Source organism: Ruegeria marina, from assembly GCF_900101475.1.
Lineage (GTDB): Bacteria > Pseudomonadota > Alphaproteobacteria > Rhodobacterales > Rhodobacteraceae > Ruegeria_B > Ruegeria_B marina.
Genome location: NZ_FMZV01000002.1, coordinates 297,717 through 322,103, shown reverse-complemented (window position 1 = coordinate 322,103; position 24,387 = coordinate 297,717). Strand labels below are relative to the sequence as shown.

At 64.8% G+C, this 24,387-nt stretch carries 25 protein-coding genes; 7 read left to right on the top strand and 18 right to left on the bottom strand.

Features of this window, described 5'->3' with window-relative positions:
* Position 1: 1 nt before the first annotated feature.
* Entirely contained in the window at positions 2-433 is a 432-nt protein-coding gene (locus tag BLT75_RS03910; protein WP_143028513.1) for an excalibur calcium-binding domain-containing protein, read from the top strand.
* 34 nt (positions 434-467) lie between these two features.
* On the opposite strand, the gene BLT75_RS03905 is transcribed toward BLT75_RS03910, so the two are convergent.
* Entirely contained in the window at positions 468-1,610 is a 1,143-nt protein-coding gene (locus BLT75_RS03905) for an alpha-D-ribose 1-methylphosphonate 5-triphosphate diphosphatase (RefSeq protein WP_093027892.1), read from the bottom strand.
* Positions 1,611-1,663: 53 nt separating this feature from the next.
* On the opposite strand from BLT75_RS03905, the gene BLT75_RS03900 reads away from it, so the two are divergent.
* Positions 1,664-2,347, top strand: a complete 684-nt coding sequence (locus BLT75_RS03900) for a DUF1045 domain-containing protein (RefSeq protein WP_093027890.1) — start codon at positions 1,664-1,666, stop codon at positions 2,345-2,347.
* On the opposite strand, the gene BLT75_RS03895 is transcribed toward BLT75_RS03900, so the two are convergent.
* The 7 genes from BLT75_RS03895 to phnG form a co-directional block, all read right to left on the bottom strand.
* A complete protein-coding gene (locus tag BLT75_RS03895) occupies positions 2,329-2,877 on the bottom strand; it encodes a phosphonate metabolism protein/1,5-bisphosphokinase (PRPP-forming) PhnN (protein ID WP_093027888.1) in 549 nt (182 codons plus the stop codon). The two genes, BLT75_RS03900 and BLT75_RS03895, sit on opposite strands and share 19 nt — an antisense overlap.
* Positions 2,874-3,557: a phosphonate C-P lyase system protein PhnL gene (gene phnL, locus BLT75_RS03890; RefSeq protein ID WP_093027886.1), complete on the bottom strand. Its 684-nt coding sequence runs from the start codon at positions 3,555-3,557 to the stop codon at positions 2,874-2,876. Before phnL ends, BLT75_RS03895 begins: the two co-directional genes overlap by 4 nt.
* A gap of 67 nt (positions 3,558-3,624) precedes the next feature.
* Complete coding sequence (gene phnK / locus BLT75_RS03885; RefSeq protein WP_093027884.1) at positions 3,625-4,395, bottom strand: phosphonate C-P lyase system protein PhnK; 771 nt, start codon at positions 4,393-4,395, stop codon at positions 3,625-3,627.
* A 61-nt stretch (positions 4,396-4,456) separates the two neighbouring features.
* A complete protein-coding gene (locus BLT75_RS03880; protein ID WP_093027882.1) occupies positions 4,457-5,293 on the bottom strand; it encodes an alpha-D-ribose 1-methylphosphonate 5-phosphate C-P-lyase PhnJ in 837 nt (278 codons plus the stop codon).
* On the bottom strand, positions 5,290-6,381 hold the full coding sequence (locus BLT75_RS03875; protein ID WP_093027880.1) for a carbon-phosphorus lyase complex subunit: 1,092 nt from the start codon (positions 6,379-6,381) through the stop codon (positions 5,290-5,292). The genes BLT75_RS03880 and BLT75_RS03875 overlap by 4 nt, the downstream gene beginning before the upstream one ends.
* A gap of 3 nt (positions 6,382-6,384) precedes the next feature.
* The gene (phnH, locus tag BLT75_RS03870; protein WP_093027878.1) at positions 6,385-6,960 is read right to left on the bottom strand and encodes a phosphonate C-P lyase system protein PhnH; all 576 of its coding nucleotides are present in this window, start codon (positions 6,958-6,960) and stop codon (positions 6,385-6,387) included.
* Positions 6,960-7,418, bottom strand: a complete 459-nt coding sequence (phnG, locus tag BLT75_RS03865) for a phosphonate C-P lyase system protein PhnG (RefSeq protein WP_093027876.1) — start codon at positions 7,416-7,418, stop codon at positions 6,960-6,962. Before phnG ends, phnH begins: the two co-directional genes overlap by 1 nt.
* A 103-nt stretch (positions 7,419-7,521) precedes the next feature.
* Here phnG and phnF point away from each other — a divergent pair, with 103 nt between their 5' ends.
* Positions 7,522-8,232, top strand: coding sequence for a phosphonate metabolism transcriptional regulator PhnF (gene phnF / locus BLT75_RS03860; RefSeq protein ID WP_093027874.1), 711 nt, complete (start codon positions 7,522-7,524; stop codon positions 8,230-8,232).
* A gap of 86 nt (positions 8,233-8,318) precedes the next feature.
* Here the strand turns inward: phnF and BLT75_RS03855 are convergent, their stop codons facing one another.
* The 6 genes from BLT75_RS03855 to paaZ form a co-directional block, all read right to left on the bottom strand.
* Complete coding sequence (locus tag BLT75_RS03855) at positions 8,319-8,870, bottom strand: 2OG-Fe(II) oxygenase (RefSeq protein WP_093027872.1); 552 nt, start codon at positions 8,868-8,870, stop codon at positions 8,319-8,321.
* 204 nt (positions 8,871-9,074) lie between these two features.
* Positions 9,075-11,759 carry a calcium-binding protein gene (locus BLT75_RS03850; RefSeq protein ID WP_093027870.1) on the bottom strand — a complete coding sequence of 895 codons (2,685 nt, stop codon included), beginning with the start codon at positions 11,757-11,759 and terminating at the stop codon, positions 9,075-9,077.
* A 294-nt stretch (positions 11,760-12,053) separates the two neighbouring features.
* A complete protein-coding gene (locus BLT75_RS03845; RefSeq protein WP_093027868.1) occupies positions 12,054-13,031 on the bottom strand; it encodes an alpha/beta fold hydrolase in 978 nt (325 codons plus the stop codon).
* Between the two features lie 13 nt (positions 13,032-13,044).
* Positions 13,045-14,514, bottom strand: a complete 1,470-nt coding sequence (locus BLT75_RS03840; protein WP_093027866.1) for a flavin-containing monooxygenase — start codon at positions 14,512-14,514, stop codon at positions 13,045-13,047.
* Positions 14,515-14,588: 74 nt separating this feature from the next.
* A complete protein-coding gene (locus BLT75_RS03835; RefSeq protein ID WP_093027864.1) occupies positions 14,589-15,389 on the bottom strand; it encodes a PaaX family transcriptional regulator C-terminal domain-containing protein in 801 nt (266 codons plus the stop codon).
* Positions 15,390-15,469: 80 nt separating this feature from the next.
* Positions 15,470-17,491: a phenylacetic acid degradation bifunctional protein PaaZ gene (paaZ, locus tag BLT75_RS03830; RefSeq protein ID WP_093027862.1), complete on the bottom strand. Its 2,022-nt coding sequence runs from the start codon at positions 17,489-17,491 to the stop codon at positions 15,470-15,472.
* A gap of 278 nt (positions 17,492-17,769) precedes the next feature.
* On the opposite strand from paaZ, the gene paaG reads away from it, so the two are divergent.
* The 4 genes from paaG to BLT75_RS03810 are packed head-to-tail and all read left to right on the top strand — an operon-like array spanning position 17,770 to position 20,912.
* Positions 17,770-18,555: a 2-(1,2-epoxy-1,2-dihydrophenyl)acetyl-CoA isomerase PaaG gene (gene paaG, locus BLT75_RS03825; protein ID WP_093027860.1), complete on the top strand. Its 786-nt coding sequence runs from the start codon at positions 17,770-17,772 to the stop codon at positions 18,553-18,555.
* Between the two features lie 2 nt (positions 18,556-18,557).
* Entirely contained in the window at positions 18,558-18,986 is a 429-nt protein-coding gene (gene paaI / locus BLT75_RS03820) for a hydroxyphenylacetyl-CoA thioesterase PaaI (protein WP_093027858.1), read from the top strand.
* 15 nt (positions 18,987-19,001) lie between these two features.
* A complete protein-coding gene (gene paaK / locus BLT75_RS03815; RefSeq protein WP_093027856.1) occupies positions 19,002-20,312 on the top strand; it encodes a phenylacetate--CoA ligase PaaK in 1,311 nt (436 codons plus the stop codon).
* A 3-nt stretch (positions 20,313-20,315) separates the two neighbouring features.
* On the top strand, positions 20,316-20,912 hold the full coding sequence (locus BLT75_RS03810; protein WP_093027854.1) for a TetR/AcrR family transcriptional regulator: 597 nt from the start codon (positions 20,316-20,318) through the stop codon (positions 20,910-20,912).
* 203 nt (positions 20,913-21,115) lie between these two features.
* Here BLT75_RS03810 and BLT75_RS03805 read toward each other — a convergent pair whose 3' ends face one another.
* The 4 genes from BLT75_RS03805 to paaE all read right to left on the bottom strand — a co-directional run bounded on the left by BLT75_RS03805 (position 21,116) and on the right by paaE (position 24,380).
* Positions 21,116-21,760, bottom strand: a complete 645-nt coding sequence (locus BLT75_RS03805) for a hypothetical protein (RefSeq protein ID WP_093027852.1) — start codon at positions 21,758-21,760, stop codon at positions 21,116-21,118.
* Positions 21,745-22,197, bottom strand: a complete 453-nt coding sequence (locus BLT75_RS03800; protein WP_093027850.1) for a hypothetical protein — start codon at positions 22,195-22,197, stop codon at positions 21,745-21,747. Before BLT75_RS03800 ends, BLT75_RS03805 begins: the two co-directional genes overlap by 16 nt.
* A 340-nt stretch (positions 22,198-22,537) precedes the next feature.
* Entirely contained in the window at positions 22,538-23,296 is a 759-nt protein-coding gene (locus tag BLT75_RS03795) for a Phenylacetic acid catabolic protein (protein ID WP_093027848.1), read from the bottom strand.
* A 10-nt stretch (positions 23,297-23,306) separates the two neighbouring features.
* Positions 23,307-24,380 (bottom strand): 1,2-phenylacetyl-CoA epoxidase subunit PaaE, encoded by a 1,074-nt coding sequence (gene paaE / locus BLT75_RS03790; protein WP_093027846.1) that lies wholly within the window; start codon positions 24,378-24,380, stop codon positions 23,307-23,309.
* Positions 24,381-24,387 lie beyond the last annotated feature (7 nt).

The window sequence follows — 24,387 nt, the reverse complement described above, 5'->3', positions numbered from 1 at the left end:
CATGTCCGAATTGCAAGGCCTTCGTGAAGCGCTCTATCCCGAGTTGAGGCAAGCTGCTTCGGCAGATCCGTCGCGGCGTCGGAAACGGGCCGGGCGCGCCCGAGCGCAGGCGCTGTCGCCGCGCCGGATCGCGATGCTTCTGGCCTCGATCCCGGTCTTGGCCTGCATCACCGCGGTCGGCATCTACATCCGGACCAGCCCCTTTGAACCCGAGCTTTCCCTGCGGCATCTGGCGGCGCTGGCCGGGTGCGATGCGGCGCAGGCCATGGGTCTTGCGCCCGCGCGGTCTGGCGAGCCGGGCTATCATGCCCGCAACGATGCGGATCTGGACGGGATCGCCTGCGCGGCCGCGCCCGAAGTCGCACCGGCCGACGCGCCGCGCAATTCGCCGGACCAGGAACCGCCAGGCGGCGCCGGGTTCGCCCGGCGCTGATTGGTTTGGCGCCGCGTCGCTTTGCCGCGAGCGTTCAGGCCACGCGCCGCCCCCGCGACCAGACCGATACCAGCGCCGGCACACCTGCGCGCATGCGGAACCGGATCAGGTCGGCCCGCTGGCCTGGCGCGACTTCGCCCCTGTCAGCCAGCCCCACCGCACGGGCGGGCGCGCGAGTCACCGTAACAAGGCCGCGCGCCATGTCCCCCCAGATTTCGCCCAGACGCACCGCCGAGAGAAGCAGCGCCGAAGGCACGTAATCGGAGCTTAGAACGTCCAGCAGCCCCCGTTCCGCGAGATCCAGTGCCGCCACATTGCCGGAATGCGATCCGCCCCGGATCAGGTTGGGCGCGCCCATCATCACCTTGATACCATGCGCGTGGCAGGCTTCGGCGGCTTCGACAGTCGTCGGAAACTCGGCCAGCCGGATGCCGTGGCTTGCCGATACCGCCACCTGCGCGGCGGTGGTGTCGTCATGGCTGGCCAGCACCGCGCCGAAACGGGCGGCAGCGCGCACCGTCTCGGTCTCGTGCTGGTCGCCGTGGCGGTCGCGCAATGCCCTGAGCTGGGCCACATGCTGCAGGAACGTGTCGTCATCCATCGCATGCTTGCCCTTCATGTAGGCTTCGAGCTTGCTGATGTCGCGGAACTGGCGCTGGCCCGGCGTATGGTCCATCAGCGACACCAGCCCGACGCGGTCCTCGGGGCCGAATTCATCCAGTTCTTCGACCAGGGTTTCTGAACAGACCTCGGCCCGCAGGTGCAGGAAATGGCTGATCTTGAGCGCGTCCGCCTCGCGGAGTTGCCACAGCTCCTGCGACAGGCCGCGCGCGTATTTCAGATAGCGCCCGGCGCCGGTGGGGATCGATCCCACCCGCATCGCGTCGAACACGGTGGTGATGCCGGTACCCGCCAGTTCCGCGTCATGGGCGAGGATGGCCGCGGCATGCGGCCAGTCCACCCTGGGGCGCGGCTGGATATGGCGTTCGAGATTGTCGGTATGGAGTTCCACCAGCCCGGGCGACAGGAAATCGCCCTCGCAATCGACCGCGCCGGCCGGCACCCGCGCGCCCTGGTCGATCTCGGCGATGGTTCCGTCCGCGATGCGGAGGCTGCCGGTGACGGTTTCGCCGGGCAGTACCAGCGTGGCATTGGCAAGGATCAACTCTTCTGTCATCTGAACTTCATGTGGTTGGAGCATGGGAGAAGGCCACGACATAGGAGGCCAATGTGACATTCCTGCGATACGCGATCTACTACGTACCGCCTGCCGGGGCGCCATGGGCGGAATTCGCCACCCGGTGGCTGGGCTGGGACATGATGGCGGGGCAAGAGGTCGCCCACCCGGACGCCTGTGGTCTGGATGTGGCTGCCCTGACTGCGGCCCCACGAAAATATGGTCTGCATGCGACGATGAAGCCACCATTCCGGCTGGCCGAAGGCCGCGATTTCGGTGCCTTGCAGGCGGGTTGTGCCGCGCTGGCCGCCGGCCTGGCGCCCGTCACGCTGGACGGGTTGGAAATCGCCCGGCTCGGCCGGTTCCTGGCGCTGCGCCCGCTGGGGAATGTGACGGCGCTGAACGGGCTGGCCGCGGCCTGTGTGACCGAACTGGACGGATTTCGCGCGCCCGCGTCCCCGGCCGAGCTGGAGCGCCGACGCAGCGCCAGGCTCACCCCGGCACAGGACGAGAACCTGACGCGCTGGGGCTATCCTTACGTGCTGGACCAGTTCCGCTTTCACATCACGCTGACCGGCCGGCTGGACAACGGCACGCTCGACCGGACCTGCGCCTTGTTGCAGAAGCGGCTCGCTCCGCTTTTGCCCACGCCCTTCACACTCGACGCGCTGGCGCTGGTGGGAGAAGCCGCCGATGGCCGGTTTCACCTGATCCATCGCTATGCACTTGCCCGCTGAAGTTGGGCCAGCACCGCGTCGACCGTCAGGTCAAGCGGACCGGAATTGTCTATCGTGACGACCCGGCGCAACCCATCCGGCAGGGTCATGCCCGCCCGGCCCAGCCGCAGCGCCTGATCCGCGGCATCCTCGCGCCCACGTGCCGCCAGCCGTGCGGCGAGCACCTCGGGCCGTGCGGTCAGCGACAGCACGATAAGCGGATGCAACACCTCCTGCGCGCGCAGCAGAACCCCGCGTGAGAGGTTCACCAGCAGCGCCCGCGCACCTTTCCTTTCAGCGATGGCGGCGGCTGGAATGCCATAGCTCAGACCGTGCGCCCGCCAACTGAGGGCAAATGCATCCGCCGCGAGCCGGATTTGGAAATCGGTCTCGGATACGCCTTCAAAGCTTTCGCCGCCCGTCTGCTCGGGCCGGGTGATCACCCGTCGCACCAGTCGAAATCCGGGGTCGCGGGCCTTGAGCGCCACCATCACGCTGTCCTTGCCCACGCCGGACGGTCCCACCACCGCGACCACCGGCACAAGGGTCATACCGCCACTCCGGGAGCAAAGGCCGAAACATCGACCACCCGGTCGCAGACCCTTTTCCGCGCCTCGATATCGTGAAAGATGCCGACGATCGCCGCACCGCGCGCCTTGGCTTCCTCGATCAGGGCCAGCACCACTGCCCGGTTCGCCGCATCGAGGCTCGCGGTCGGCTCGTCCAGCAGAAGCGCCGGATAGGCATGGGCAAAGCCGCCCGCGATATTCACGCGCTGTTGCTCGCCGCCGGAAAAGGTGGTGGGGCTCAGCGACCAGAGCCGTTCAGGGATGTTGAGCCGCTTCAGCAGCGCCTCGGCCCGTGCCCGCGCTTCCTCCGGGGGCACCCCAAGCACCAGGAGCGGCTCGGCTACAACCTCCACCGTCGGCACCCGGGGCACCACCCGCAGGAACTGGCTGACATAGCCCAGCACCTCACGCCTGAGCCTGATGATCTCGCGCGGCTCGGCCCGGACCACATCGAGCCCGCCGACAAGAACCCTGCCGGAGGCCGCCAGATAGTTGCCATAGATCACCCGCATCAGGGTGGACTTGCCCGCCCCCGACGCGCCGGTCAGGGCCACGCATTCGCCGGGCGCCACATGCAGCGAAGCGCCCTCCATTACCCGGATCACCGCGCCGCCCTGATTGTGCAGGGTGAAACTCTTGCTCACGTCACGGATGTCGATCATCCCAAATCCCTTTCATTTCGCCCCAAATACTCCGGGGGAGCGCCGCAGGCGCGGGGGCAGCGCCCCCTCATACCTGCAACACGCTCGACACCAGAAGCTGGGTATAGCCATGCTGTGGGTCGTCGAGCACCTGATCGGTCAGACCGCTCTCGACCACGCGCCCGTCCTTCATCACCATCAACCGGTCGGCCAACAACCGCACCACCGCCAGGTCATGGGTGACGATGATGGCGCTCAGCCCCATCCGCCGCACCAGCCCGCGCAAGAGGTCCAGAAGACGCGCCTGCACGCTCACATCCAGCCCACCCGTGGGCTCGTCCATGAACACCAGCCGGGGACCGGTCACCAGATTGCGGGCAATCTGCAAACGCTGCTGCATGCCGCCGGAAAAGGCCGAGGGCCGGTCGTCAATCCGGGCGCCGTCGATTTCGACCCGGCCCAGCCAGTCGAGTGCGGCCGCGCGGATGCGGCCATAGTGCCGGTCGCCCACCGCCATCAGCCGCTCGCCGATATTGCCACCCGCCGAGACCGACATGCGCAGCCCGTCGCGGGCATGCTGATGCACAAAGGCCCAGTCGGTGCGCGACAGCATCCGCCGCTCGGGCTCGGACATGGTGACCGTATCCACCGGTCCCATGTGCCGGGTGTCGAAGATCACCCGCCCCGCATCAGGCGCCAGATGCCCGGCAAGACAGTTGAGCAGCGTCGACTTGCCCGAACCGCTCTCGCCCACGATCCCCATCACCTCGCCGGGGTAGAGATCGAAACTCACATCGGTGCATCCGATCCGCGCGCCATAGCGCTTTTCGATGTCCCGCACCTGCAACAAAGGGGTCATGCCTCACCTCCCGGCACAAAAAATTTCGGCGAAATTTTTTCGCCCGCCCCGACCGACGCGCTCATGCCACGGCCTCGCGCCGCGTGTGGCAGTAGTCGGTGTCGGAACAGACGAACATCCGCCCGCCGGCATCATCCATGATCACCTCGTCGAGATAGCTGTCCGCCGCCCCGCACAGATCGCAGACGTGATCGGCCCTGGTGGCCTCGAACGGGTAGTCCTCGAAATCGAGGCTCACGACGCGGGTATGGGGCGGCACTGCATAGATGCGCTGTTCGCGCCCGGCGCCGAACAACTGGATCGCCGCCATCTCCATCTTGGGGTTGTCGAATTTCGGGATCGGCGAGGGGTCCATCACATAGCGCCCCGCCACCCGCACCGGATAGGCATAGGCGGTCGAGATCGCGCCGTGCTGGCTGATATCCTCGTAAAGCTTCACATGCATCAGCCCGTATTCCTGAAGACTGTGCATCTTGCGCGTCTCGGTCTCGCGCGGCTCCAGAAAGCGCAGCGGTTCGGGGATCGGTACCTGATAGACCAAGATCTGGTCCTCGGTCAGTTCCGCCTCGGGGATGCGGTGGCGGGTCTGGATCACCGTCGCCTCCTGTGTCGCCTCGGTCGTCGCCACCCCGGCGGTACGTTCAAAGAACTTGCGGATTGACACCGCGTTGGTGGTGTCGTCGGCGCCCTGGTCGATCACCTTCAGCCGGTCCTCGGGCGTCAGAGTGGCGGCCGAGACCTGCACGCCCCCGGTGCCCCAGCCATAGGGCATCGGCATCTCGCGGCTGGCAAAAGGCACCTGGTATCCCGGCACCGCCAGCGCCTTGAGAATGGCGCGGCGGATCATCCGCTTGGTCTGCTCGTCGAGATAGGCGAAATTATAGGCTTGCTCGGTCATTCCGCGGCCTCCCGATGCGCGATCCGCTCCTCCGCCTCGCGGCGCAGCTTGCGCACCAGTTCCAGTTCCGACTGGAAATCGACGTAATGGGGCAGTTTGATGTGTTCCAGAAACCCGGTCGCCTGGATGTTGTCGCAATGGCTGAGGACGAATTCCTCGTCCTGCGCGGCAGCGCCGAGAAAATCCTCGCCCAGTTCCTGCCAGCGCAGGGCGCGGTCCACCAGCGCCATGGAGATTGCCTTGCGCTCGGACTGGCCAAACACCAGACCATAGCCCCGGGTGAACTGCGGCGGTTCGGTCTTCGATCCCTTGAACTGGTTCACCGTCTCGCATTCGGTCAGTTCCACCTCGCCGATCTCGATGGCAAAGCCCAGTTCGGGGATATCCATCTCGACCGCGACCCGCCCGATGCGCAGTTCGCCCACAAAGGCGTGGTTGCGGGCATAGCCGCGCTGGGTGGAATAGGCCATGCCCAGCACGAACCCCTCGTCGCCGCGGGCCAGGGATTGCAGGCGCAGGGCGCGGTCGGCAGGAAATTCCAGCGGCTCGCGGGTCAGGTCGCGCGGCGCCGCCTCGCTCTCCGGCTCGGGCTGGATCAGCCCCTCCTGCCCCAGGAACTCGGTGATATGTGGCGTGGGTTCGCCGCGCGGCGCGGCCTGCGGCGCGGGCGGTACCTCGCCCTCGGCGGCCAGTTTGAAATCCAGCAGGCGATGCGTGTAGTCGAAGGTCGGTCCCAGAACCTGCCCGCCCGGCGCGTCCTTGAACGTGGCCGAGATGCGCCGGTCGCAGGCCATCGCGCCGGTATCCACCGCGCGGCTCGCGCCAAACCGCGGCAGGGTGGTGCGATAGGCGCGGATCAGAAAGATCGCCTCGATCAGGTCGCCGCGCGCCTGCTTGATCGCCAGTGCAGCCAGGTCGGGATCATACAGCGAACCCTCGGCCATCACCCGGTTGACCGCCAGGCTCAATTGTTCGCGGATCTGGGCGAGGGAGAGTTCGGCGACCGACGTATCGCCCCTGCGCTCCTCGGCCAGCCAGGCATGGGCGTTCTCGATGGCGCGCTCGCCCCCTTTGACGGCAACATACATGGCTCAGCCCTCCGCGCCGATGGTGGTGCTGCGCGGCAGGGCCGCAACCCGGTCGCCGCAGGTAAAGAAGAAATCGCAGCCCAGCGGGTAGAGCATCGCGTTGCCCTGTAACACGCCCAAGTCGGGCAGCGACAGGCGGGCGGTGTCGCGGATGCCCGGGCCGCTGAGCACCGCGCCAGTGTTCGCCAGTGCATCGCATTCGACGATCAGCGTGGCGGAACGGTCGGGATATTCCGGCGTGCCGATGCGGTAGCGCGACAGCGGCATCAGGTCGGCCCAGGTGCCGAGCGCGAAATCGGCCTCGTCCGCGCCGCAGAGCGGCGCGCCGGTGTGAAAGCTCAGCCACTGACGGACCTCGGGCCTATCCGCCGCCCCGGCCAGATGCACCCGCGTTTCCGGATCGCAGAGCGTCAGCAGCAATGTGCCTGCGGCAACCGACAGCGGCGCGGGCGGCTCGGCCCCCGTGATCGGGCGGATGTCACCCGGCCGCGCCATGGCGGTCATCGCGGCGCGAAAGGCATGCGCCGCGTCCACCGGCGCGTTGCGGAACCCACCAGCATAAAGGCTCGATCCGTCCATCAATCCTCTCCCCTGACCAGCGTGAAGAACTCGACCCTGGTGGCGGCTGCGCGGGCTGCGCGGGCCTCGGCCCGGCCCGCGAGCGCCTCGGCCAGTGGTTCCAGCACCAGAGCGCGGATCCGGTCCGCCGCCCCGGTCTGCATCAACGCGTCGATCAGCGCCGCCGCCTCGGCCTTGGCGCGCGAACGGCCCTGCACATAGGCATGGCCCACCGTGCCGTCGGTCAGCGCCAGCGAACAGCGGGTCACTGTCATCTCGCCGAGGTTGAAGGCGGCGCCGGTGCCGCCCGCACGGCCGCGCACCATGACGCCGCCGGTCTCGGGCGGGCGCAGCCAGTCATAGGCGGGCCGCTCGTCCGCCGCGCGCCACAGCTCCAGCAGCGCCGCCTCGGGCGCGCGGGCCAAAAGGCCCATCCAGCCCTGTCGGGCAGTTTTTGCGCTGTCTCGATCTTCTGCCATGATTACCTCTTGGCCGGGTTGTCTACATCAACTATACAACTAGACAAATATTACCGCACGGGGGCCTGACCCGCAATCCGCCCCGGCATGAAGTTTTGATGACATGAGCCGCACACCCGTCTGGAAGACCATCGCGCTGAGCCTGACCGAAGACATCGCCGAAGGCCGCTATGGCGAAGGCGACCGGCTGCCGACCGAGGCGCAGCTGGCCGCTACCCATGGCGTCAACCGGCACACGGTGCGCCGGGCGCTGTCGGATCTGGCGGCACAGGGGCTGGTACATGCCCGGCGTGGGGCAGGGGTTTTCGTCGCGGCCCGGCCCACCGATTACGCCATCGGCAAGCGGGTACGGTTCCACAGGAATATTGCCGCCGGCGGCCGCATTCCCGGCAAACGCATCCTGACGCTGCTGACCCGGGCCGCCGACGCGACCGAGGCAGGGGCGCTGGCGCTTGCCCCCGGCGCGCGCGTGCATGTCTATGACGGGCTGTCGCTGGCCGACGGGCAGCCCATCGCGGTGTTCCAGAGTGTGTTTCCCGCAGACCGCTTTCCCGGACTGCCCGAGGCGCTGACCGAGACCCGTTCGGTCACCGCCGCCTTGCAGCGGATGGGGATTGCCGATTTCACCCGCGCCTGGACAAGGCTGACCGCGCGGCCCGCCACCGCGATCCAGGCGCTGCATCTGCGGCTGAACGAAGGTGCGCCGCTGCTGCACACGACCGGGGTGAACGTCGACCCAGAGGGCCGTCCGGTGGAATACGGTCGCACCTGGTTCGCCGGAGACCGGGTCACGCTGACCGTGGGCGAGGATTGAACCAGATTACCAGAAAGGAAAACGCAAGGCACTCCCGGCTTGTCAACGGGTCCGTCGTTCTGAACTTTCCGCGAACCGAGCTTGGGTTAGCGAAACCGGGGACCATGCGCCCAGATCGTCAGCGAGTGGCGCTCGCCTTCGGTAACAGGCGTCACCCGGTGCAGCAGATAGCTGGGGAACAACGTGGCGCTGCCACGCCCTGCCGCCGCCGTCACGACATGGGCCGAGGGCATCACCTCGAGCCGTCCGCCCTGGTATCCTTCGGGTTCGGTCAATTGAACCACCATCGTCAGCTTGCGCCGCGCCGCCAGCGGGCCATCGCCAATGTCGGAATGCCATGTGAAATGCCCCTGTTTCTCGGCGCCATAGCGCGCGACCTGCGGGCTTTCGGCGAACTCGGTCAGGGCGAAATCGTAGACGTCGCGATTGGCGCGGCGCACCAGGTCGATAATCCGGTCCATCACCCAGCCGGTGCCCTCGACATCGTCGAGCCAGACGAGATCCGCCCGCCGCAGATTGTGATCGGTGGCCTGCCGGACCAGGCCGGCTTCCTGCGTCTCGGCTGTCCGGGCGACGACAAGGATCGCGTCGCATTCAATGGGGCTGAATGCGTCGGAAATTGTATGTATATCAATCATTTGCGCTGGATGCCCCGAAAGTTTCGCCGATCCATAACACCGTCGAGAACCGATGGCTCTACTGCGCGCGACGCAAAGGTCGTTTTCGGGGCAAGTCGCGAAACCAGACGCGGTTGCAGGCGTGCTCCGAGGTCGCGGTTGGTCCTGCGCCGCGTCTCGGACAACAGGCGGGGGCCGGACGATGCCGGCCCCCGCCCTTATGCGTCAGAAGATGAAGTCGTCGACAGTCAATCCCGCGCTCAGCACGCCGCTGATGGTCAGCGAGTTGCCCAGCCCGTCGGTGATCACCGCATTGCCGCCGACATCGGCCAGGTGGTTGGCGGACAGGTCGGCGAAATCGATGATTTCCGCGACGCCCGACAGGTCAATCTGGTCGAATGCCGTCGAGAAGAACAGCGCGGTATCGGTGCCTTGCGAGAACACGATGACATCCGCGCCTGGGCCCGCATACATCTCGTCGTCACCGGCGCCACCGTCGATCGTGTCATCGCCCGCCGCGCCGTAGATGGTGTCGTTGCCGTCGCCGCCCTCGATCTGGTCGTTGCCCAGCCCGCCGAACAGCTGGTCGTTGCCCAGCCCGCCGTTCAGAACGTCATTGCCCTGGCCTGCGCCGATCTGGTCATTGCCGTCGCCGCCGTCGAGCGTGTCGTTGTCGTCGGCGCCCCAGAGCTCGTCGTCGCCGGCGCCGCCCGACAGGCTGTCGGCCCCGTCCGCACCGCCCAGCGTGTCGTTTCCGGCGCCGCCGTCGAGCGTGTCGGCCCCGATCGCGCCCCAGAGCTCGTCGGCATCGCCGCCGCCCGACAGGCTGTCGTTGCCGGTCGATCCGCCCAGCGTGTCGCTTCCCGCGCCGCCTTCGATGGTGTCGTCCCCGAACGAGCCCCAGAGCCCGTCATTGCCATCGTCGCCGTGGATCTCGTCATTGCCGCCGGAGCCGCCCAGCACATCGTCGCCGGCGCCGCCCCAGATCGTGTCGTCGCCCGCCGCGCCATAGGCTTCGTCATTGCCCGCGCCCCCCAGCAACAGGTCGTTTTCCGTGGTGCCGCCCAGCAGGTCGTTGCCATCGCCGCCGTCGAGCGTATCCGCACCCGGACCGCCATAGAGCGTATCGTCGCCCCCCAGCCCGGAGATCGAGTCGTTGCCCCCAAGCCCCGAGATCAGATCGGCCCCTGCGGTGCCGGACAGGGTGTCGTTCCCAGCGGTGGGGGTGTTTCCGCCGCCGCCGCCGCCGCCGCCGGTCAGTGAGGCAACATCCACCGTCTGGTCAAGGAAATCGAGGAACTCGACATTGCTGACCGTGTCCGTGCCTTCGGCCGAAATGATGGTCAGGGTGTTGCCGTTGACGTTGATCGTGGCCTGCGCCCGATTGACCCCGAATACGGCACGGTCCTGTGAACCGTCGCCGCCGTTGAGAACGTCGTTGCCGTTGCCGCCAATGAGCGTGTCGTCGCCTCCACGCCCGTTGAGCGTGTCGTTGCCGCCGCGTCCGTCAAGCCGGTCCGCGCCCGAGTTCGTGCCTTGAATACTGTCATTGCCGCTGCGCGAACCTTGTACTTGTTCGATATTGACCAGACTGTGGCTGAACGCCTGGCCACGCCAGATCCCGGTCGCGGTGCCCGCTTCCAGATCGACGGTCACCGCCTCGACCCCGTTGCGGTCATAGCGCACCCGGTCGAAGCCCGCACCGCCATCGGCACTGTCGGTTCCGGCCATCAGGATGAAACTGTCGTTGCCTGACGAACCGATCACGGTGTCATTGAACATGCTCGTGCGGATTTCATGCGCACGGCCCGGACCGGTGATCGTGTCCTGTGTGCCAAAGCCGTCGTTCTGGATGATGCCGGTTTCGAGGTTGGCGTTTACGCCCTGAGTTGCGCTCCGATAGTCGAGGCGCAGGGTGTCTGTATCGGCGCCGATGTTGATGGTGTCATTGCCACCTTCGCCGCTCACGGAAATCCAGCCAACATTCTGGTTGATGTTGAACACATCGTTAAAACTAGTCCCGACGATTCCCAAGCCGCCGTTCTGCATGCCCGAGATGATCGGGTTGTTGACATTGAGAAGGGTGGTCGTCCCGTTCACGCCCTTGTTGATGGTCGCGGAGTTGCTGTTGCTGTCGAGGTTCACCGTTATGGCAGCGTTCAGATCGCGGTGCACAAGAGCAACATAGCCAACGGAGATGTCGCTGAGATCCACCGTATCGTTCCCGGCGCCCGGCCGGACAACATCGGTTTCGGTATTGTCGCCCGGATTGATCAGGTCGTTGCCGTTGCCGCCGCTCAGGTCGTCGTTGCCGTCAAAGCCGAAGATGGTGTCATTCCCGGCGCCGCCGTCGAGCGCGTCGTTGCCCGGCGTGCCCTGGATCAGGTCGTTCTGGCTGACGCTGGCCCCAAGAGACGACAGCAATATGGTTCCCGGCGCGAAGGGACCGCTGGTCGGGTTTCCGGCACCGAGGATCGTGCCGTCGAACGCCTCCCAATCCGCAGGGGAATTGAAGGTCGGTAATGGGTCGCCCGCGACGATAAAATAGAAATCGGCATTCACGTTGCCCAGGCTGCCGTCCGGCCAGTTGTCGAAACTTACCTCAAAAACCGTCGTGTTCCGCACCTGCCCGCCCTGTTGCCAGGCCGCCTGGATGAAGGTTCCGGCTCCCGCATCGAGAGGCAGTCCTTCTCCGAACGGCTGCCCCTCCATGCGTACCGTCATCACATCGATCTGGGGGTTGCCGGGCCGGATGGTTTCGCCAGGTTCCAACGGGTCCAGAGAATAGGAAAAGCTTGTTACGGAATCGCGGACCACGATTTCCAGTTGAATGTTCTGGCGGATGCCGATGACGTTATCGGTGTCCTGGCTTCTCAGTACACCGATGCCAGTCAACGTATATGTGGACATTGTCTTTTCCCCAAGTAAGTCAAAATTCGGTCTTCAAAGAACGCGACTTTGGACCCCTCCTTGGGGCGCGCGCTCGTCACGTTCCGGCGATCTAAGCGTGAACGCGGAATTCGGTCAACCTTGTATTGCCCGGGGCGGCCTAAAACACTTTGTGATCATCACGTTAGTTTTTCTGAGGGCGGTTTTCGCGTGAGTGGGCCGAGGGGAGCGACCTGTCCCTTGGCGCGCTGGGCCCGAATTCCTCGGAAAAGATCCGCCTGGCGTGCGGCACCTGTCGTGACCGGACAGCTTGCTCTAGCCCCGTAGCGTCGCTGGAACGCGGGTGGAAATCGAGACACCGCGGATGAATTCCTCGCATTCGTCCGGTGCGGTGATCGGCAGCATATGGCCACGGCCCGGCAGCACCTCGCAGCGCAGGCCGTATTTCTTCATCGGAACCCCGTGCTGGGTGGGCAGCAGGATCGGATCTTTCGCTCCGAACAGGATGGCACCGGGCACGTCGAGCTTGGGATAGCATCTGGATTGCGCCTCGATCGTTGCATCGGCTGCGACCACGTCCTCGGATGCGGTGATGAAGGCTTGCGGTTTCAAGCCCAGCGCGCCGCCCGCGCGATCCAGGAAATCCTCCGGGCAGGTTTCCGGGGCAAAGACCTGCTCAAGCATCTTTTCGGCAGTCCATTTGGCCATCGGTACCGCCAGAGTGTGGCCGATCAACCTGCGCAACCACGCGGTGCGCAGCTCAAGTGGCCGGAACACCGGCGGGGTCGAGCCCATGTGATGCGTCAGCGGACAGAGCAGGGCAAGCCCGGCCAGCTTGCGCGGCCTCTCGAGCGCCATCGCAAGAGCTATCGCTCCGCCCAGCGAATGACCGATCAGGACCGGGTACTCTACTCCCTTGGCATCCAGAAACGCCCCTATCATGCGGGCCTGCTCGGGCAATGCCGCCAGAGCGGCGCTTTCACGGGTGGAATACCCGCAACCGGGCCGGTCAAGCGCGATCACATGATGATCCTGCGCCAGCCGGTCCACCAGCGCATAGGTGAAATGCTGCAACTGGCCGGACAGGCCGTGGATCATCACCAGCGTCTGTTTCGCTGGGTCCCCGGCTTCGACATAATGGATTGTGCCCCCATCGACCGGCTGGATCTGTCCCATCTGCGGCACCAGCTCTGCGCCCATCCGCGTCAGCCTGCGTGTCTGCAACCATCCCAGTGCGAGGGCGGCGCCGATCAGGGCAAAAGGCAAACCGATCAAGAGGAACATGGTGGACATGACGGCTCCGGGATCAAAGGTGCGACGAGGGCGAGGTTAGATATTGTTCCAGCCCGGCGCCAGCCATGCGTTTGCGATACTCGCCGACCGTGCCGGGCCAGAGCGTGGTGTTCCGCCCCTTGTTGTCCTGATACCACGAGGTGCAGCCGCCCGCCTGCCAGACCGAGTCTGTCAGGCGTTCCTGCATTTCGGCCTCGAACGCGGCCTGTGCCTGCGGTTTGGGTGTGATCGTGGCCAGGTCGCTGTCTTGCATGGCCTGCAGAAGCCGCCCGATATGTTCGACCTGCGCTTCGATCATCAGCACGACGGAGTTATGGCCAAGCCCGGTGTGCGGACCGAGCAGAATGAAGAAATTCGGAAAACCCGCAACGGCGGTGCCAAGATGCGCCGACATTCCATCGGCCCATGCCTGTCGGATGGTCAGACCGTCGGGGCCGGTGATATCCAGCCGTTCGGCGGCGTCCGTGACGTGGAAACCGGTGCCCCAGATCAGCACATCGGCCTCGACCCTAGTGCCATCGGCGGCGATCAGGGTGCCGCCTTCGATCCGCTCGACTCCATGCGGGATCACCTCGACATTGTCCCGGGCAAGCGTCGGATACCAGTCGTTCGAACTGAGGATCCGCTTGCAGCCGATGCGATAGGGCGGCGTGAGGATTGCTTGTTCCTGCGGGTCGGAGATCGCGTCGGTCAGCGCCCTGCGCCACATCCGCACGGCGAAATCGACAGCCTTGGGTTTGCCGCGAAAAACCGCATGGCGCAACTCGAACAGCGCATAGATCAGCGCCCGTCGGAGACGCGGCAAAAGCGGCAGGCGGGCATAAAGCCGCCGGACCCAGGGGGCGATCGGCCCGTCGGGGCGGGGCAATACATACGGGGGAGTGCGCTGGAAGATGGTGATCCGCCCGGCCCGAGGTGCGATTTCGGGTACGAATTGCACCGCCGAGGCTCCGGTCCCGACGACCGCCACCCGCTGGCCCGCAAGATCGACGTTATGATCCCACCGGGCGGAGTGGAAGGCCGGGCCGGGAAAGCTGTCGGTGCCGGGAATCGCGGGGATGTTGGGCACATGCAGCGCGCCGATGGCCGAGACAAGGAACCGGGCCGACCAATGCGACCCCTCTGTGGTTTCAACCTGCCAGCGCGTGCCGTCCCAGCGCGCCGCGTGCAGGGTCTGGCCGAAATGGCAGAGGTCATACAGGTTTTCGTCTCGGGCAACCCCTTGCAGGTAATCCTGAATCTCCCAGCCGCTGGCATAGGCCGTGGTCCACTCCGGGTTGGGATGGCTGGCCATGGAATAGAGATGCGAGGGCACGTCGCAGGCCACCCCGGGATAGGTGTTTTCCCGCCAGGTTCCGCCGATATCGTCTGCTTTCTCCAAAATGTCGATCTGGGAGAGCCCGCGCCTGCGCGCCTCCATCGCCATGATGAGGCCGGAAAACCCGGCGCCCACGATCAGCATGTCCGTTTCGCGCGTCGTCATCCTGTCGGGCCTGCGGTTGCTGTCTCGGCCAAGCCTAGCGGATTCGGGGCTGTTGTGACCAGCCTGCCGTCTGGTCAAGCGGTCCGGTTCAGATCGGCCAGCCGGGGCAGGGGCAATGTGTCGAGAAGGGCGAACACCTCTTCACGGCAGGCTGCACCCATCCATCCGGAGGGCTGAAACACGGGCGGCAGATCGGGATGGCGCAGCGCGACCCGCCGCCAGCGGTGGATCAGCAGCGTCCTCAGGGTTGCAACCTCCAGCGGCGTCAGGTGTGGTGGACGGGCCGAAGCCCGCAAGGCGCTGCAATCACGGTGGAGGCTGGTGCAGGCCGCGCCCAGATCCTCGGGGTAGAGCCTTGTCTGCATCCAGTCGGGAATGCTGCGCGCGGTTACCTCGAATCCGGCCAGATCCTCGCAATCCCCGGGCACTGGGCCAGATCCCAACGCGACGAGGCGGCCAAGCCCGATATAGGTGTCGGTCAGCAGCATCTCGTTCAGGGTCTGGGCGCCGCCTCCGTCCTCGGCGATCAGGATGTGCCAGACCTGCGGCACCTCGGGCACGCGCGTGTAGATGCGCGGAGTGACGCGATCGGATTGGGTGCGGCCATAATCGGTCAGGAAATGGACCGAGGTGCGCCCCTCGCGGCTGCTGTCGATCCACCCGTCCTTGCGCAGACGATGCAGGGCCACACGGATCGCCTCGGGCTTGATGCCCATGGGCATGATGATGCGTGTGAGCGCGCCCCCCGACAGGCGGTCGCCGGGGCGGCGGGCCAGGTCGCCGAACAGCGATACGATGATGGACCAGACCCTTTGGTTCTGGGGATCGGCGAGGCGCAGAACCGCAGTCTCGAACCAGGAATTCTCACTCGTCATGGTTTCAGTCTAACCCGTTCTCGTGGAGAAGAGAATCGGATTTTGGGTTCCCTGCCGGGGGACCGGCAGGGCGGAGATATTCAATAGGCGTTCATGGTCAGCAGGTCGTATTCCGCGACCTGTTCGTCATCCTGGTTGGTCAGTGTCACGTGCCAGCGCACCTCGCCATATTCATCGGTGCGGCGGGTCTTGGCCTTGACCGAGAGACGCACCTTGATGCTGTCGCCTGCCGAGACCGGTTTCATGAATCGCAACCCGTCCAGCCCGGTATTGGCCAGCACCGGGCCTTCGTTCGGCTCGACAAAAAGGCCGGCGGCAAAGCTGAGCAACAGATAGCCATGTGCGACCCGGCCCGGGAAGAACGGATTCCGCTTGGCGGCGGCGTCATCCATATGGGCGTAGAAGGTGTCGCCGGTGAAATGGGCGAAATGTTCGATATCGTCCATGGTGACGGTGCGCGCGGCGGTGTTCAGCGTTTCGCCGATCGACAACTCGTCATAGCGGCGGGTAAAGGGATGCGCGGGGCCTGCGACCTCAGTCGCGCCCGGCACCCACTTGCCGCCGATGCGGGTCAGCATCTCGGGCGAACCCTGCACCGCGGTGCGCTGCATATAGTGTTTCACGCCGCGCACGCCGCCCATTTCCTCGCCACCGCCTGCGCGGCCCGGTCCGCCATGCACCATATGGGGCAGGGGCGAACCGTGGCCGGTCGATTCCTTCATCGAGTCGCGGTTGTTGATGTAAATGCGTCCGTGCCAGGCGCCCGCGCCCATCACCACATCGCGCGCCACATCGGCGTCATGGGTGATCAGCGAGGTCACCAGCGAGCCGCCGCCGCGATTGGCCAGCGCCACCGCGTGGTCGATATCGCGATAGCCCATGATGGTCGAGACCGGGCCAAAGGCTTCGGTATCGTGCACACGCTGGGCGCGGTCCGGGTCGGCGCAGTGGAACAGCATCGGCGGCACGAAGGCGCCATTCGCCAACTCGCCGGTCAGGTCGGGCTTCATGGTAAAGACCTGCTCGGCCTCCTGCCCGATGATCGCGGCCTTGGCCAGCACGTCGGCCTTCTGCCCGTTCGACACCAGCGCGCCCATGCGAGTGGCCTCGTCGCGGGGGTCGCCGATCACGGTTTTGGACAGGCGCGCGCTCAGCGCCTCGATCACCGCCTCGACGCGCGACTGCGGCGCCATGATGCGGCGGATGGCGGTGCATTTCTGCCCCGCCTTGGTGGTCATCTCGCGCGCGACTTCCTTGATGAAGAGGTCGAATTCGGGCGTGCCCGGCTCTGCATCGGGGCCAAGGATCGAGGCGTTCAGGCTGTCCTGCTCGGCCACGAAACGCACCCCGTTTTGCAGGATCACCGGGTTCGAGCGCAGTTTCAGCGCGGTATCGGCGGAACCGGTGAAGCTGACAACATCCTGGCAGCCCAGATGGTCGAGCATGTGGCCAAGGCCGCCCGACACCAGTTGCAGCGCGCCGGCGGGCAGAATGTCGGCCTCGAGCATGATCCGCACCGCCAGTTCGGTGACATAGCAGCTGTTGGTCGCGGGCTTCACGATCGAGGGCACACCGGCCAGGAGGGTGGGGGCCAGTTTCTCCAGCATTCCCCAAACCGGGAAGTTGAAGGCGTTGATATGCACCGCGACCCCTTGCAACGGGGTGCAGACGTGCTGGCCCAGGAAGGTGCCGTTGCGGCTCAGCTGTTCAACCTCGCCGTCCAGATAGACCTGCCCGTCCGGCATCTCGCGCCGCCCTTTGGAGGCAAAGACGAACATGGTGCCGATACCGCCGTCGATGTCGATCAGGTGGTCGGACTGGGTGGCGCCGGTGTCGAAGCTGGCGGCGTAAAGCTCTTGCTTGCGGGCAGTCAGCGCCTGACCCAGTGCCTTGATCATGCGGGCGCGGTCGTGAAAGCCCAGCTTGCGCAGGGCGGGGCCGCCCGTGTTGCGGGCATGGTCGAGCATCGCCAGAACATCGAGCGCGTCATTGCCCGCGCTGGCAATCGGGGCTCCGGTGATGGCCGAGGCGATGGTGCGGGCGCCGGCGCCGGGGGCAACCCACTGGCCGGCGGCAAAGCTGGAAATCTGTTGAAGGGCCATGGCAGTCTCCTGTTCCTGTCGCCCGACACTGTAGCCGGTTCGGGGAGTGATTTGTGAAAGATGGTATTCGTGACCGAACGGTCGGTCAATAAAATTTAAACACCTGGTGCGATCCGAATGAAAACTGCCGCGCTTTTGGTTCCGCGAATTGTGGACCGATGGTCCGTCGCGCCCGTTTGTCTGACTCTACCGGCCGGAAATGATTTGCGAAGAATTTATTGACCAACCGTTCGGTTTATGTAGGATAGCCTTGGAAATATTCGCATAGCGGGGCGGAGATGAGCGATACGATTCTTGCGCAAGACCATGGGAACTGGGTGGAAATCACGCTGAACCGTCCGGACCGGCTGAACAGTTTCACCGACGAGATGCATCTGGCCCTGCGGGCGGCGCTGGAAAAGGCGCGCGACAGCGGCGCGCGCGCGGTGCTGCTGACCGGGGCCGGGCGCGGGTTCTGCGCGGGGCAGGACCTGGGCGACCGCGATCCGTCGAAAATGGATGGCCCGCCCGATCTGGGCAAAACGGTGCGCACCTTCTATGCGCCGCTGGTGCGGCTGATCCGCTCGCTCGATTTCCCGGTCATCTGTGCGGTCAACGGTGTGGCCGCCGGGGCAGGGGCAAATATCGCACTGGCCTGCGACATCGTGCTGGCGGGCGAAAGCGCCAAGTTCATCCAGTCCTTTGCCAAGGTCGGGCTGATCCCGGATACCGGCGGCTCGTGGCATCTGCCGCGCCTGTTGGGCGAGGCCCGCGCCAAGGGGCTGGCGCTGACCGCGCAACCCTTGCCGGCCAGACAGGCCGAGGAGTGGGGGCTGATCTGGAAGGCGCTGCCAGACGACCAGTTGATGGCCGAGGCGCGCGCCATGGCCGAGCAGTTTGCCAATGGCCCGACGCTGGGCTTGGGCCTGACCAAGCGCTGTATCCAGGCGGCTTGCGTCGATACGCTGGAAGATCATCTTGAACTCGAGGCCGATGCGATGAAAACCTGTGGTGAAAGTGCCGATTATGCCGAAGGCGTCACTGCCTTCCTGCAGAAACGCGCCCCAAGGTTTCAGGGCAGGTGAGCATGACACCCAAAGAACGTGCGGAACGATCGGCGGCGGCGATGTGGGCCGATGACAACGCCTCGAAATGGGCGGGGATGGAGATCGTCCGCATCGACGAAGGGCTGGCGGTTCTGGAACTCACCGTCGCCGCGCATCACTGCAACGGGCATGGCATCTGCCATGGCGGCGTGACCTTCATGCTGGCCGACAGCGCCTTTGCCTTTGCCTGCAACGGCCGCAACCAGCCGACAGTCGCCCAGCACAACGTGATCAGCTACATCGCGCCGGGCCAGTTGGGCGACCGGCTGACCGCCACCGCGACCGAGCTCAGCCTGACCGGCCGCAGCGGAATCTACGACGTGAAAGTGACCAACCAGGACGGCCGCATCATCGCCGAATTCCGGGGCATGTCCCGGGCGATCAAGGGCCGGTTGTTCGAAGAGGATTAAGGCGAGGAGGACGTCATGAAAGACCTGAGCCCGAAGAAGGAAGATCTGGACCCGATCGAAATCGCTTCGGTCGATGAGATCCGCGCGTTGCAGTTGCAGCGCCTGAAATGGTCGCTGCGTCACGCCTATGAGAACGTGCCGATGTACAAGGCCCGGTTCAACGAAGCGGGCGTGCACCCGGACGACCTGCAATCGCTTTCAGATCTGGGAAAGTTCCCGTTCACCTACAAGAACGACCTTCGCGACAACTACCCCTTTGGCCTCTTTGCCGTGCCGCGCGAACAGATCATTCGCATCCACGCCTCGTCGGGCACCACAGGCAAGCCGACGGTCGTGGGATACACTCGGGGCGACATCGACAACTGGGCCGATCTGGTGGCGCGCTCCTTGCGCGCGGCAGGGCTGCGCAAGGGCGACATGATTCACAACGCCTATGGCTATGGCCTGTTTACCGGCGGCCTGGGCGCCCATTACGGGATCGAGCGTCTGGGCGCGACCGTGGTGCCGATGGGCGGCGGCCAGACCGAGAAACAGGTGGCCCTGATCACCGATTTCAGACCGACAGGCATCATGGTCACCCCGTCCTACATGCTCAACATCCTCGAACAGTATCACAAGGTCGGCATGGACCCGCGCGAAAGCCCGTTGCAGGTGGGCGTCTTCGGGGCCGAACCCTGGACCGACGCAATGCGGCGCGAGGTCGAAGAGGCGTTCGACATGCACGCAGTCGATATCTACGGCCTCAGCGAGATCATGGGACCGGGTGTCGCAAACGAATGCGTCGAGACCAAGGATGGCCCGGTGATCTGGGAAGACCACTTCTACCCCGAGATCATCGACCCGGCCACCGGCGAGGTTCTGCCCGATGGCGAGATGGGCGAACTGGTGTTCACCACGCTGACCAAGGAAGGGTTGCCGATGGTCCGCTATCGCACCCGCGACCTGACCCGGCTGCTGCCCGGCACCGCACGGTCCATGAGGCGGATGGAAAAGATCACCGGCCGCAGCGACGACATGATCATCCTGCGCGGGGTCAATGTCTTTCCCAGCCAGATCGAGGAACAGGTGATGGCGACGGGCGGGCTGGCGCCGCACTACCAGATCGAACTCTACAAGGCCGGCCGCATGGACGCGATGCGCGTTTATGTCGAGGCGATGCCGACCATGACAGACGAACTCGGCAAGACCGCCGCCGCGCGGATGCTGACCAAGCGGATCAAGGACATCGTTGGCGTTTCGACCGAGATTGTTGTAGGCAACCCCGGAGATGTCGAGCGCAGCCAGGGCAAGGCCAAGCGCGTGGTCGACAACCGCAACAAGGAGTAGGGTTTGGCCCGGACGATCGCCAAGGACCACGACCAGAAGCGCGCCCAGATCCTGAAGTCTGCGGCGCGCGTCTTTGCGCGCGAAGGCTTCGACCGCGCCTCGATGACCCAGCTGGCCCGTGAGTGCGGGATCTCCAAAGCCAATATCTACCACTACTACGACAGCAAGGACGCGATCCTTTTCGACATTCTCGAAACCTATCTGCGCGAGCTGCGCGACCGGATCTGCGGCATCGAGATGGCGGGGCTGAGCGGCCCTGAGCAGTTGCACAGGGTCGTGCGCGAGATCCTGATCGCCTACCAAGGGGTGGACGACGAGCACCGGGTGCAGACCAGCGGCATGTCGGCCCTGCCGGCGGAGCTGCAGAAACAGCTGCGCGGGTATCAGCGCGACATGATCGGGTTTGTCAGCAACATCCTGAGCGACATCGCGCCCGAAACCTTCACCGGCAACCCCGGCAAGTTGCGCGCCGCCACCATGTCGGTCTTCGGCATGCTGAACTGGTATTTCATGTGGAACTCCGGCGCCGATACCGCCGCGCGCAAGGACTATGCACGCATGGTCAGCGACCTGACGCTGCACGGGCTCAAGGGGCTCTGATCTCAGGGGGCGGGAAGAACCGGTCGGTACCGCTCTCCAAATGCGCGCTTGCGCCTCCCCGGGTGCACTGCGCAAGAGTTACCGCGTTGGTTTGATGCGTGACACGGCGATTTTCGCTCTGAATGCCCGTTATGCGGACAAAGCTGCCGTAGCTGAAACGATATACTGAGGCCCAAGGTGGGTCGGACACTGCAAAAGTGGTCCTAGACAAAGTAGAAAAACAGAGGCACCGGCGCGACGGCACAGAGTACTACCACAAGGTAGAGCCAGAACGAGTACAGCCGCGATGCGCCAGCGATGAACGCGAGTCCACCTCCGCCACCAAGTAGCGAATTTCCCGGCGTGTTGAGCGCGACCGCAAGCAAAAGGTGCCTGTGGTCGATCAATCGTCGACCTAGGTTTGACGGGATAACAGTCGACAGCGTTTCGATGCGTTCGGTCGGCGGGATGGACTCAAGTTTGGCGACGAAGTCCGCTGCCTTTGCCAGCCCCAGCCAGGCCAGAAGGTGGGCGAAGACTGCTGCGGGAAGGAGCCTCGCAATAACGAATGACAGGATCAGCGCGCCGACCATTCCAAGGTAAACCAGCGGGGCAACTTGTCCGCCGAACAGTAGCAGCAGAGCGAAGCCGATCTCGGCTCCCGGAACAAATGGGATGGCGGCGAGAATGACGAAGGCAACGAACGCCGTCATTAAAATCCAATGGATCATCGGCTCATTCATAGGCCGCATTTCCGGCACAGTCAGATCCTTCAACAGATCGCCAAGGAACCAGCCTCCCAACAACAGCAGGCCGTAGAGGCCGAGCGCTCTGCGTCTTGCCCACAGGCCTTTCAAAACCGCGAGCACAGAGGGCTGCTCTCCGGATTCACCAGTTTCATTTCCTGACGCATTTCCGAAAGGGACGCCATCTCGAACCCGGAAGTGCGTTCTCCGACGAACAGGATCTCGCGCCGGGAGGTCCAGTACCACCGGCGGCGCTCCCACGTGATCGAAACGCGGATCGATCCGTCGGCCCTCACCAGCCCATCGTATTCGAAGCGGCCACGGCTTTCGCTTTCAAGCGTGCCGGTGAAGCGAAGGCCATCGGCGGTCTGTTCAGTGAGGTAGGGTCCAGGTGCGAATCCGCAGCTGGTGCAGATGGCGGACCAGAAGTGGCCATCGTCGAAGTAGAGGCTGTCCTCAAGATCGGGGTCTTCAGCCGGTCCGATCATTCCTGAAAAGGAATGGCCGTCAAGGACGCCCTCCGCATTCACCTCGGCCGTTGCAGCAAGCGTGAGGAGCATCGCGGCGATCAGTGAAATGACAATCCTTAAGAACAACGACCTTACCCCCTTTGATCCAAAGTCTAGGCTGGACTTCTTTCGCTCGCAAATCAATGTGGCAGTCCAGTCTCTTGATGAGGTCTGCTACGGGCTCGAAGCCGCCATTCGCCCATCCAGTCGTAGTGGATCCGTGTCCGAACCCATGGCGATAACGTGGAAAGCCAAGGGCGGAACCATCCGGCGCGCTCTGCGGTGCCATTCTCGCAGAACCTGCGGGCAGCAAACCGGGTGGTTTGAGGCCGGCGCATCGGGCCGGTCTCCGAGTGCCATACCGGGGCGCCAAGGGCGCCCCGGCGGCAATTCAGGGGCGTTTCAGACCCAGACTGTCGAGCAGGTTTCCGGCCTCGGCCTCCCAGCGGGTGCGCATCTCGGCATTGCCGGTGCGGCGCAGGCCCATGGCGCGCAGTGCCTCGGTCCGTTCCGTGCTGCCGGTGCCGAAACTGGCTGCGACCCGCGGCCACCAGTAGTTTGCAGAAGCCTGGAGCGCGTCCGCCTGTCCCAGTTCCACCAGCTTGACCGCGCCTTCCAGCGCCAGCTCGCCATGCCGGGTTTCGATTGGGGCAATGGTGCGGAACGCCTCGGCCAGCGGCTGATAGGAGATCATCGAGAAATCGGCCAGTTGCACGATGACCGCGCGGCTCATCAGCAGGTTCATCATCACCGCGTCCACCCAGCCTTCGATGGGATAGTTGAACACCGCCAGCCGCATGTCATGCTCGGACCGCGATGCGCCGATATCCGCCGACCGGTCCAGTCGTGCCGTCCACGGATGGTGATTGGCATAGCGCTGGGTATTGGCCCCGAACTCGCCCATGATCCGCAGCACACGGTCGGCATTGTCGGTCTTTTCCAGCACGATCTTGGCGGCGGCGATACGCTCCTTGATCCCCGGTCCCTGGTTGATGATGTCGGCAAAACCGGCCGCTCCGGCCAGTTCGCTGTCCACGAAAGTGGCCATCAGCTTCATCAGTTCCGCCCGGTAGCGCGGCGGCACGTTGACCGGGTTCGTCAGCACTCCGCCAGCGGCCAGATAGCTCTCGATCGTCATGTCTTCGGCCATGTCCCTCTCCTCACTGGTCGTAGTCGACAACAACGGTATCGGTCAGCGGATAGGCCTGACAGCTGAGCACATAGCCCTTCTCGACCTCGTAATCCTCAAGCGCGTGGTTGGCGACCATCTCGACTTCGCCTTCCAGCACCTTACAGCGACATGTTGAACAAACTCCTGCCTTGCAGGCGTAAGGCGCATCCATGCTGTTCTGTAGCGCCGCGTCCAGGATCGACAGGTCCTTGGGCATGTCGAAACTCTGGGTGGCCCCGTCCAGCGTCACTGCCGCGCGGGTCTGGTTGGCGCCGGTCGCAGCCTCGGCCGACACCGCCTTGCGCCTGGCCCGGCCGGGCTGGGCGCTGGCGAACAGCTCGAACTTGATCTGCGCGTCGCTCAGCCCATGCGCCCGCAGGGCGGCGGCGATCCCCAGCATCATCGGTTCGGGTCCGCAGATGAAGGCCGCATCCACATGCGCGATGTCGATCCAGTGCTCGAACAGCTGCGCGCATTTCTCCTGTGTCACCAGCCCGGTGAACAGTTCGATCTCCTGCGCGTCGGTTTCCAAGATGTGAATGATGTTGAGCCGGCCCATGTAGAGGTTCTTGAGATCCTCCAGTTCCTCGCGGAACATGATCGTGTTCACGCCCTTGTTGGCATAGACCAGCGTGAATTGCGACCTGGGCTCGCGCGACAGCGTGGTCTTGAGGATCGACAGCACCGGGGTGATCCCGGACCCGCCGGCAAAGCCCAGATAATGCTTTGCGGCAGAGGGATCGAGCGGGGTAAAGAACCCGCCCATCGGCGGCATCGCCTGCAACGTGTCGCCGATCTTCAGCTCCTCGTTGGCCCAGGTCGAGAAGGCACCGCCATCGACCCGCTTGATGCCCACTTGCAGGATACCATCGTCCTTGCCGGCGCAGATCGAATAGGACCGGCGCAGTTCCTCGCCCTCGAATTCGCGGCGAAAGGTCAGGTACTGGCCCTGGGTGAAATCGAATTCGCTGGCCGAGCCGTTTGCGGGCTTCAGCGTTACCACCACGGCGTCGCGAATGGTCTTGTGGATGTCGGTGACTTCCAGATCGTGAAAGCGTGCCATCCGGTCC

Coding starts and splice junctions, on each gene's coding strand:
- paaZ (WP_093027862.1), bottom strand. CDS start 17,491: ATGGCCCTTCAACAGATTTCCAGCTTTGCCGCCGGCCAGTGGGTTGCC.
- paaE (WP_093027846.1), bottom strand. CDS start 24,380: ATGGCACGCTTTCACGATCTGGAAGTCACCGACATCCACAAGACCATT.
- BLT75_RS03800 (WP_093027850.1), bottom strand. CDS start 22,197: ATGCTCCTCACGCTTGCTGCAACGGCCGAGGTGAATGCGGAGGGCGTC.
- BLT75_RS03875 (WP_093027880.1), bottom strand. CDS start 6,381: ATGTATGTTGCCGTCAAAGGGGGCGAGCGCGCCATCGAGAACGCCCAT.
- BLT75_RS03855 (WP_093027872.1), bottom strand. CDS start 8,870: ATGATTGATATACATACAATTTCCGACGCATTCAGCCCCATTGAATGC.
- BLT75_RS03910 (WP_143028513.1), top strand. CDS start 2: ATGTCCGAATTGCAAGGCCTTCGTGAAGCGCTCTATCCCGAGTTGAGG.
- BLT75_RS03880 (WP_093027882.1), bottom strand. CDS start 5,293: ATGACCGAGCAAGCCTATAATTTCGCCTATCTCGACGAGCAGACCAAG.
- phnK (WP_093027884.1), bottom strand. CDS start 4,395: ATGACCCCTTTGTTGCAGGTGCGGGACATCGAAAAGCGCTATGGCGCG.
- BLT75_RS03895 (WP_093027888.1), bottom strand. CDS start 2,877: ATGACCCTTGTGCCGGTGGTCGCGGTGGTGGGACCGTCCGGCGTGGGC.
- paaG (WP_093027860.1), top strand. CDS start 17,770: ATGAGCGATACGATTCTTGCGCAAGACCATGGGAACTGGGTGGAAATC.
- phnL (WP_093027886.1), bottom strand. CDS start 3,557: ATGATCGACATCCGTGACGTGAGCAAGAGTTTCACCCTGCACAATCAG.
- phnG (WP_093027876.1), bottom strand. CDS start 7,418: ATGGCAGAAGATCGAGACAGCGCAAAAACTGCCCGACAGGGCTGGATG.
- BLT75_RS03845 (WP_093027868.1), bottom strand. CDS start 13,031: ATGTCCACCATGTTCCTCTTGATCGGTTTGCCTTTTGCCCTGATCGGC.
- BLT75_RS03850 (WP_093027870.1), bottom strand. CDS start 11,759: ATGTCCACATATACGTTGACTGGCATCGGTGTACTGAGAAGCCAGGAC.
- BLT75_RS03795 (WP_093027848.1), bottom strand. CDS start 23,296: ATGGCCGAAGACATGACGATCGAGAGCTATCTGGCCGCTGGCGGAGTG.
- BLT75_RS03835 (WP_093027864.1), bottom strand. CDS start 15,389: ATGACGAGTGAGAATTCCTGGTTCGAGACTGCGGTTCTGCGCCTCGCC.
- BLT75_RS03905 (WP_093027892.1), bottom strand. CDS start 1,610: ATGACAGAAGAGTTGATCCTTGCCAATGCCACGCTGGTACTGCCCGGC.
- phnH (WP_093027878.1), bottom strand. CDS start 6,960: ATGGACGGATCGAGCCTTTATGCTGGTGGGTTCCGCAACGCGCCGGTG.
- paaI (WP_093027858.1), top strand. CDS start 18,558: ATGACACCCAAAGAACGTGCGGAACGATCGGCGGCGGCGATGTGGGCC.
- BLT75_RS03840 (WP_093027866.1), bottom strand. CDS start 14,514: ATGACGACGCGCGAAACGGACATGCTGATCGTGGGCGCCGGGTTTTCC.
- paaK (WP_093027856.1), top strand. CDS start 19,002: ATGAAAGACCTGAGCCCGAAGAAGGAAGATCTGGACCCGATCGAAATC.
- phnF (WP_093027874.1), top strand. CDS start 7,522: ATGAGCCGCACACCCGTCTGGAAGACCATCGCGCTGAGCCTGACCGAA.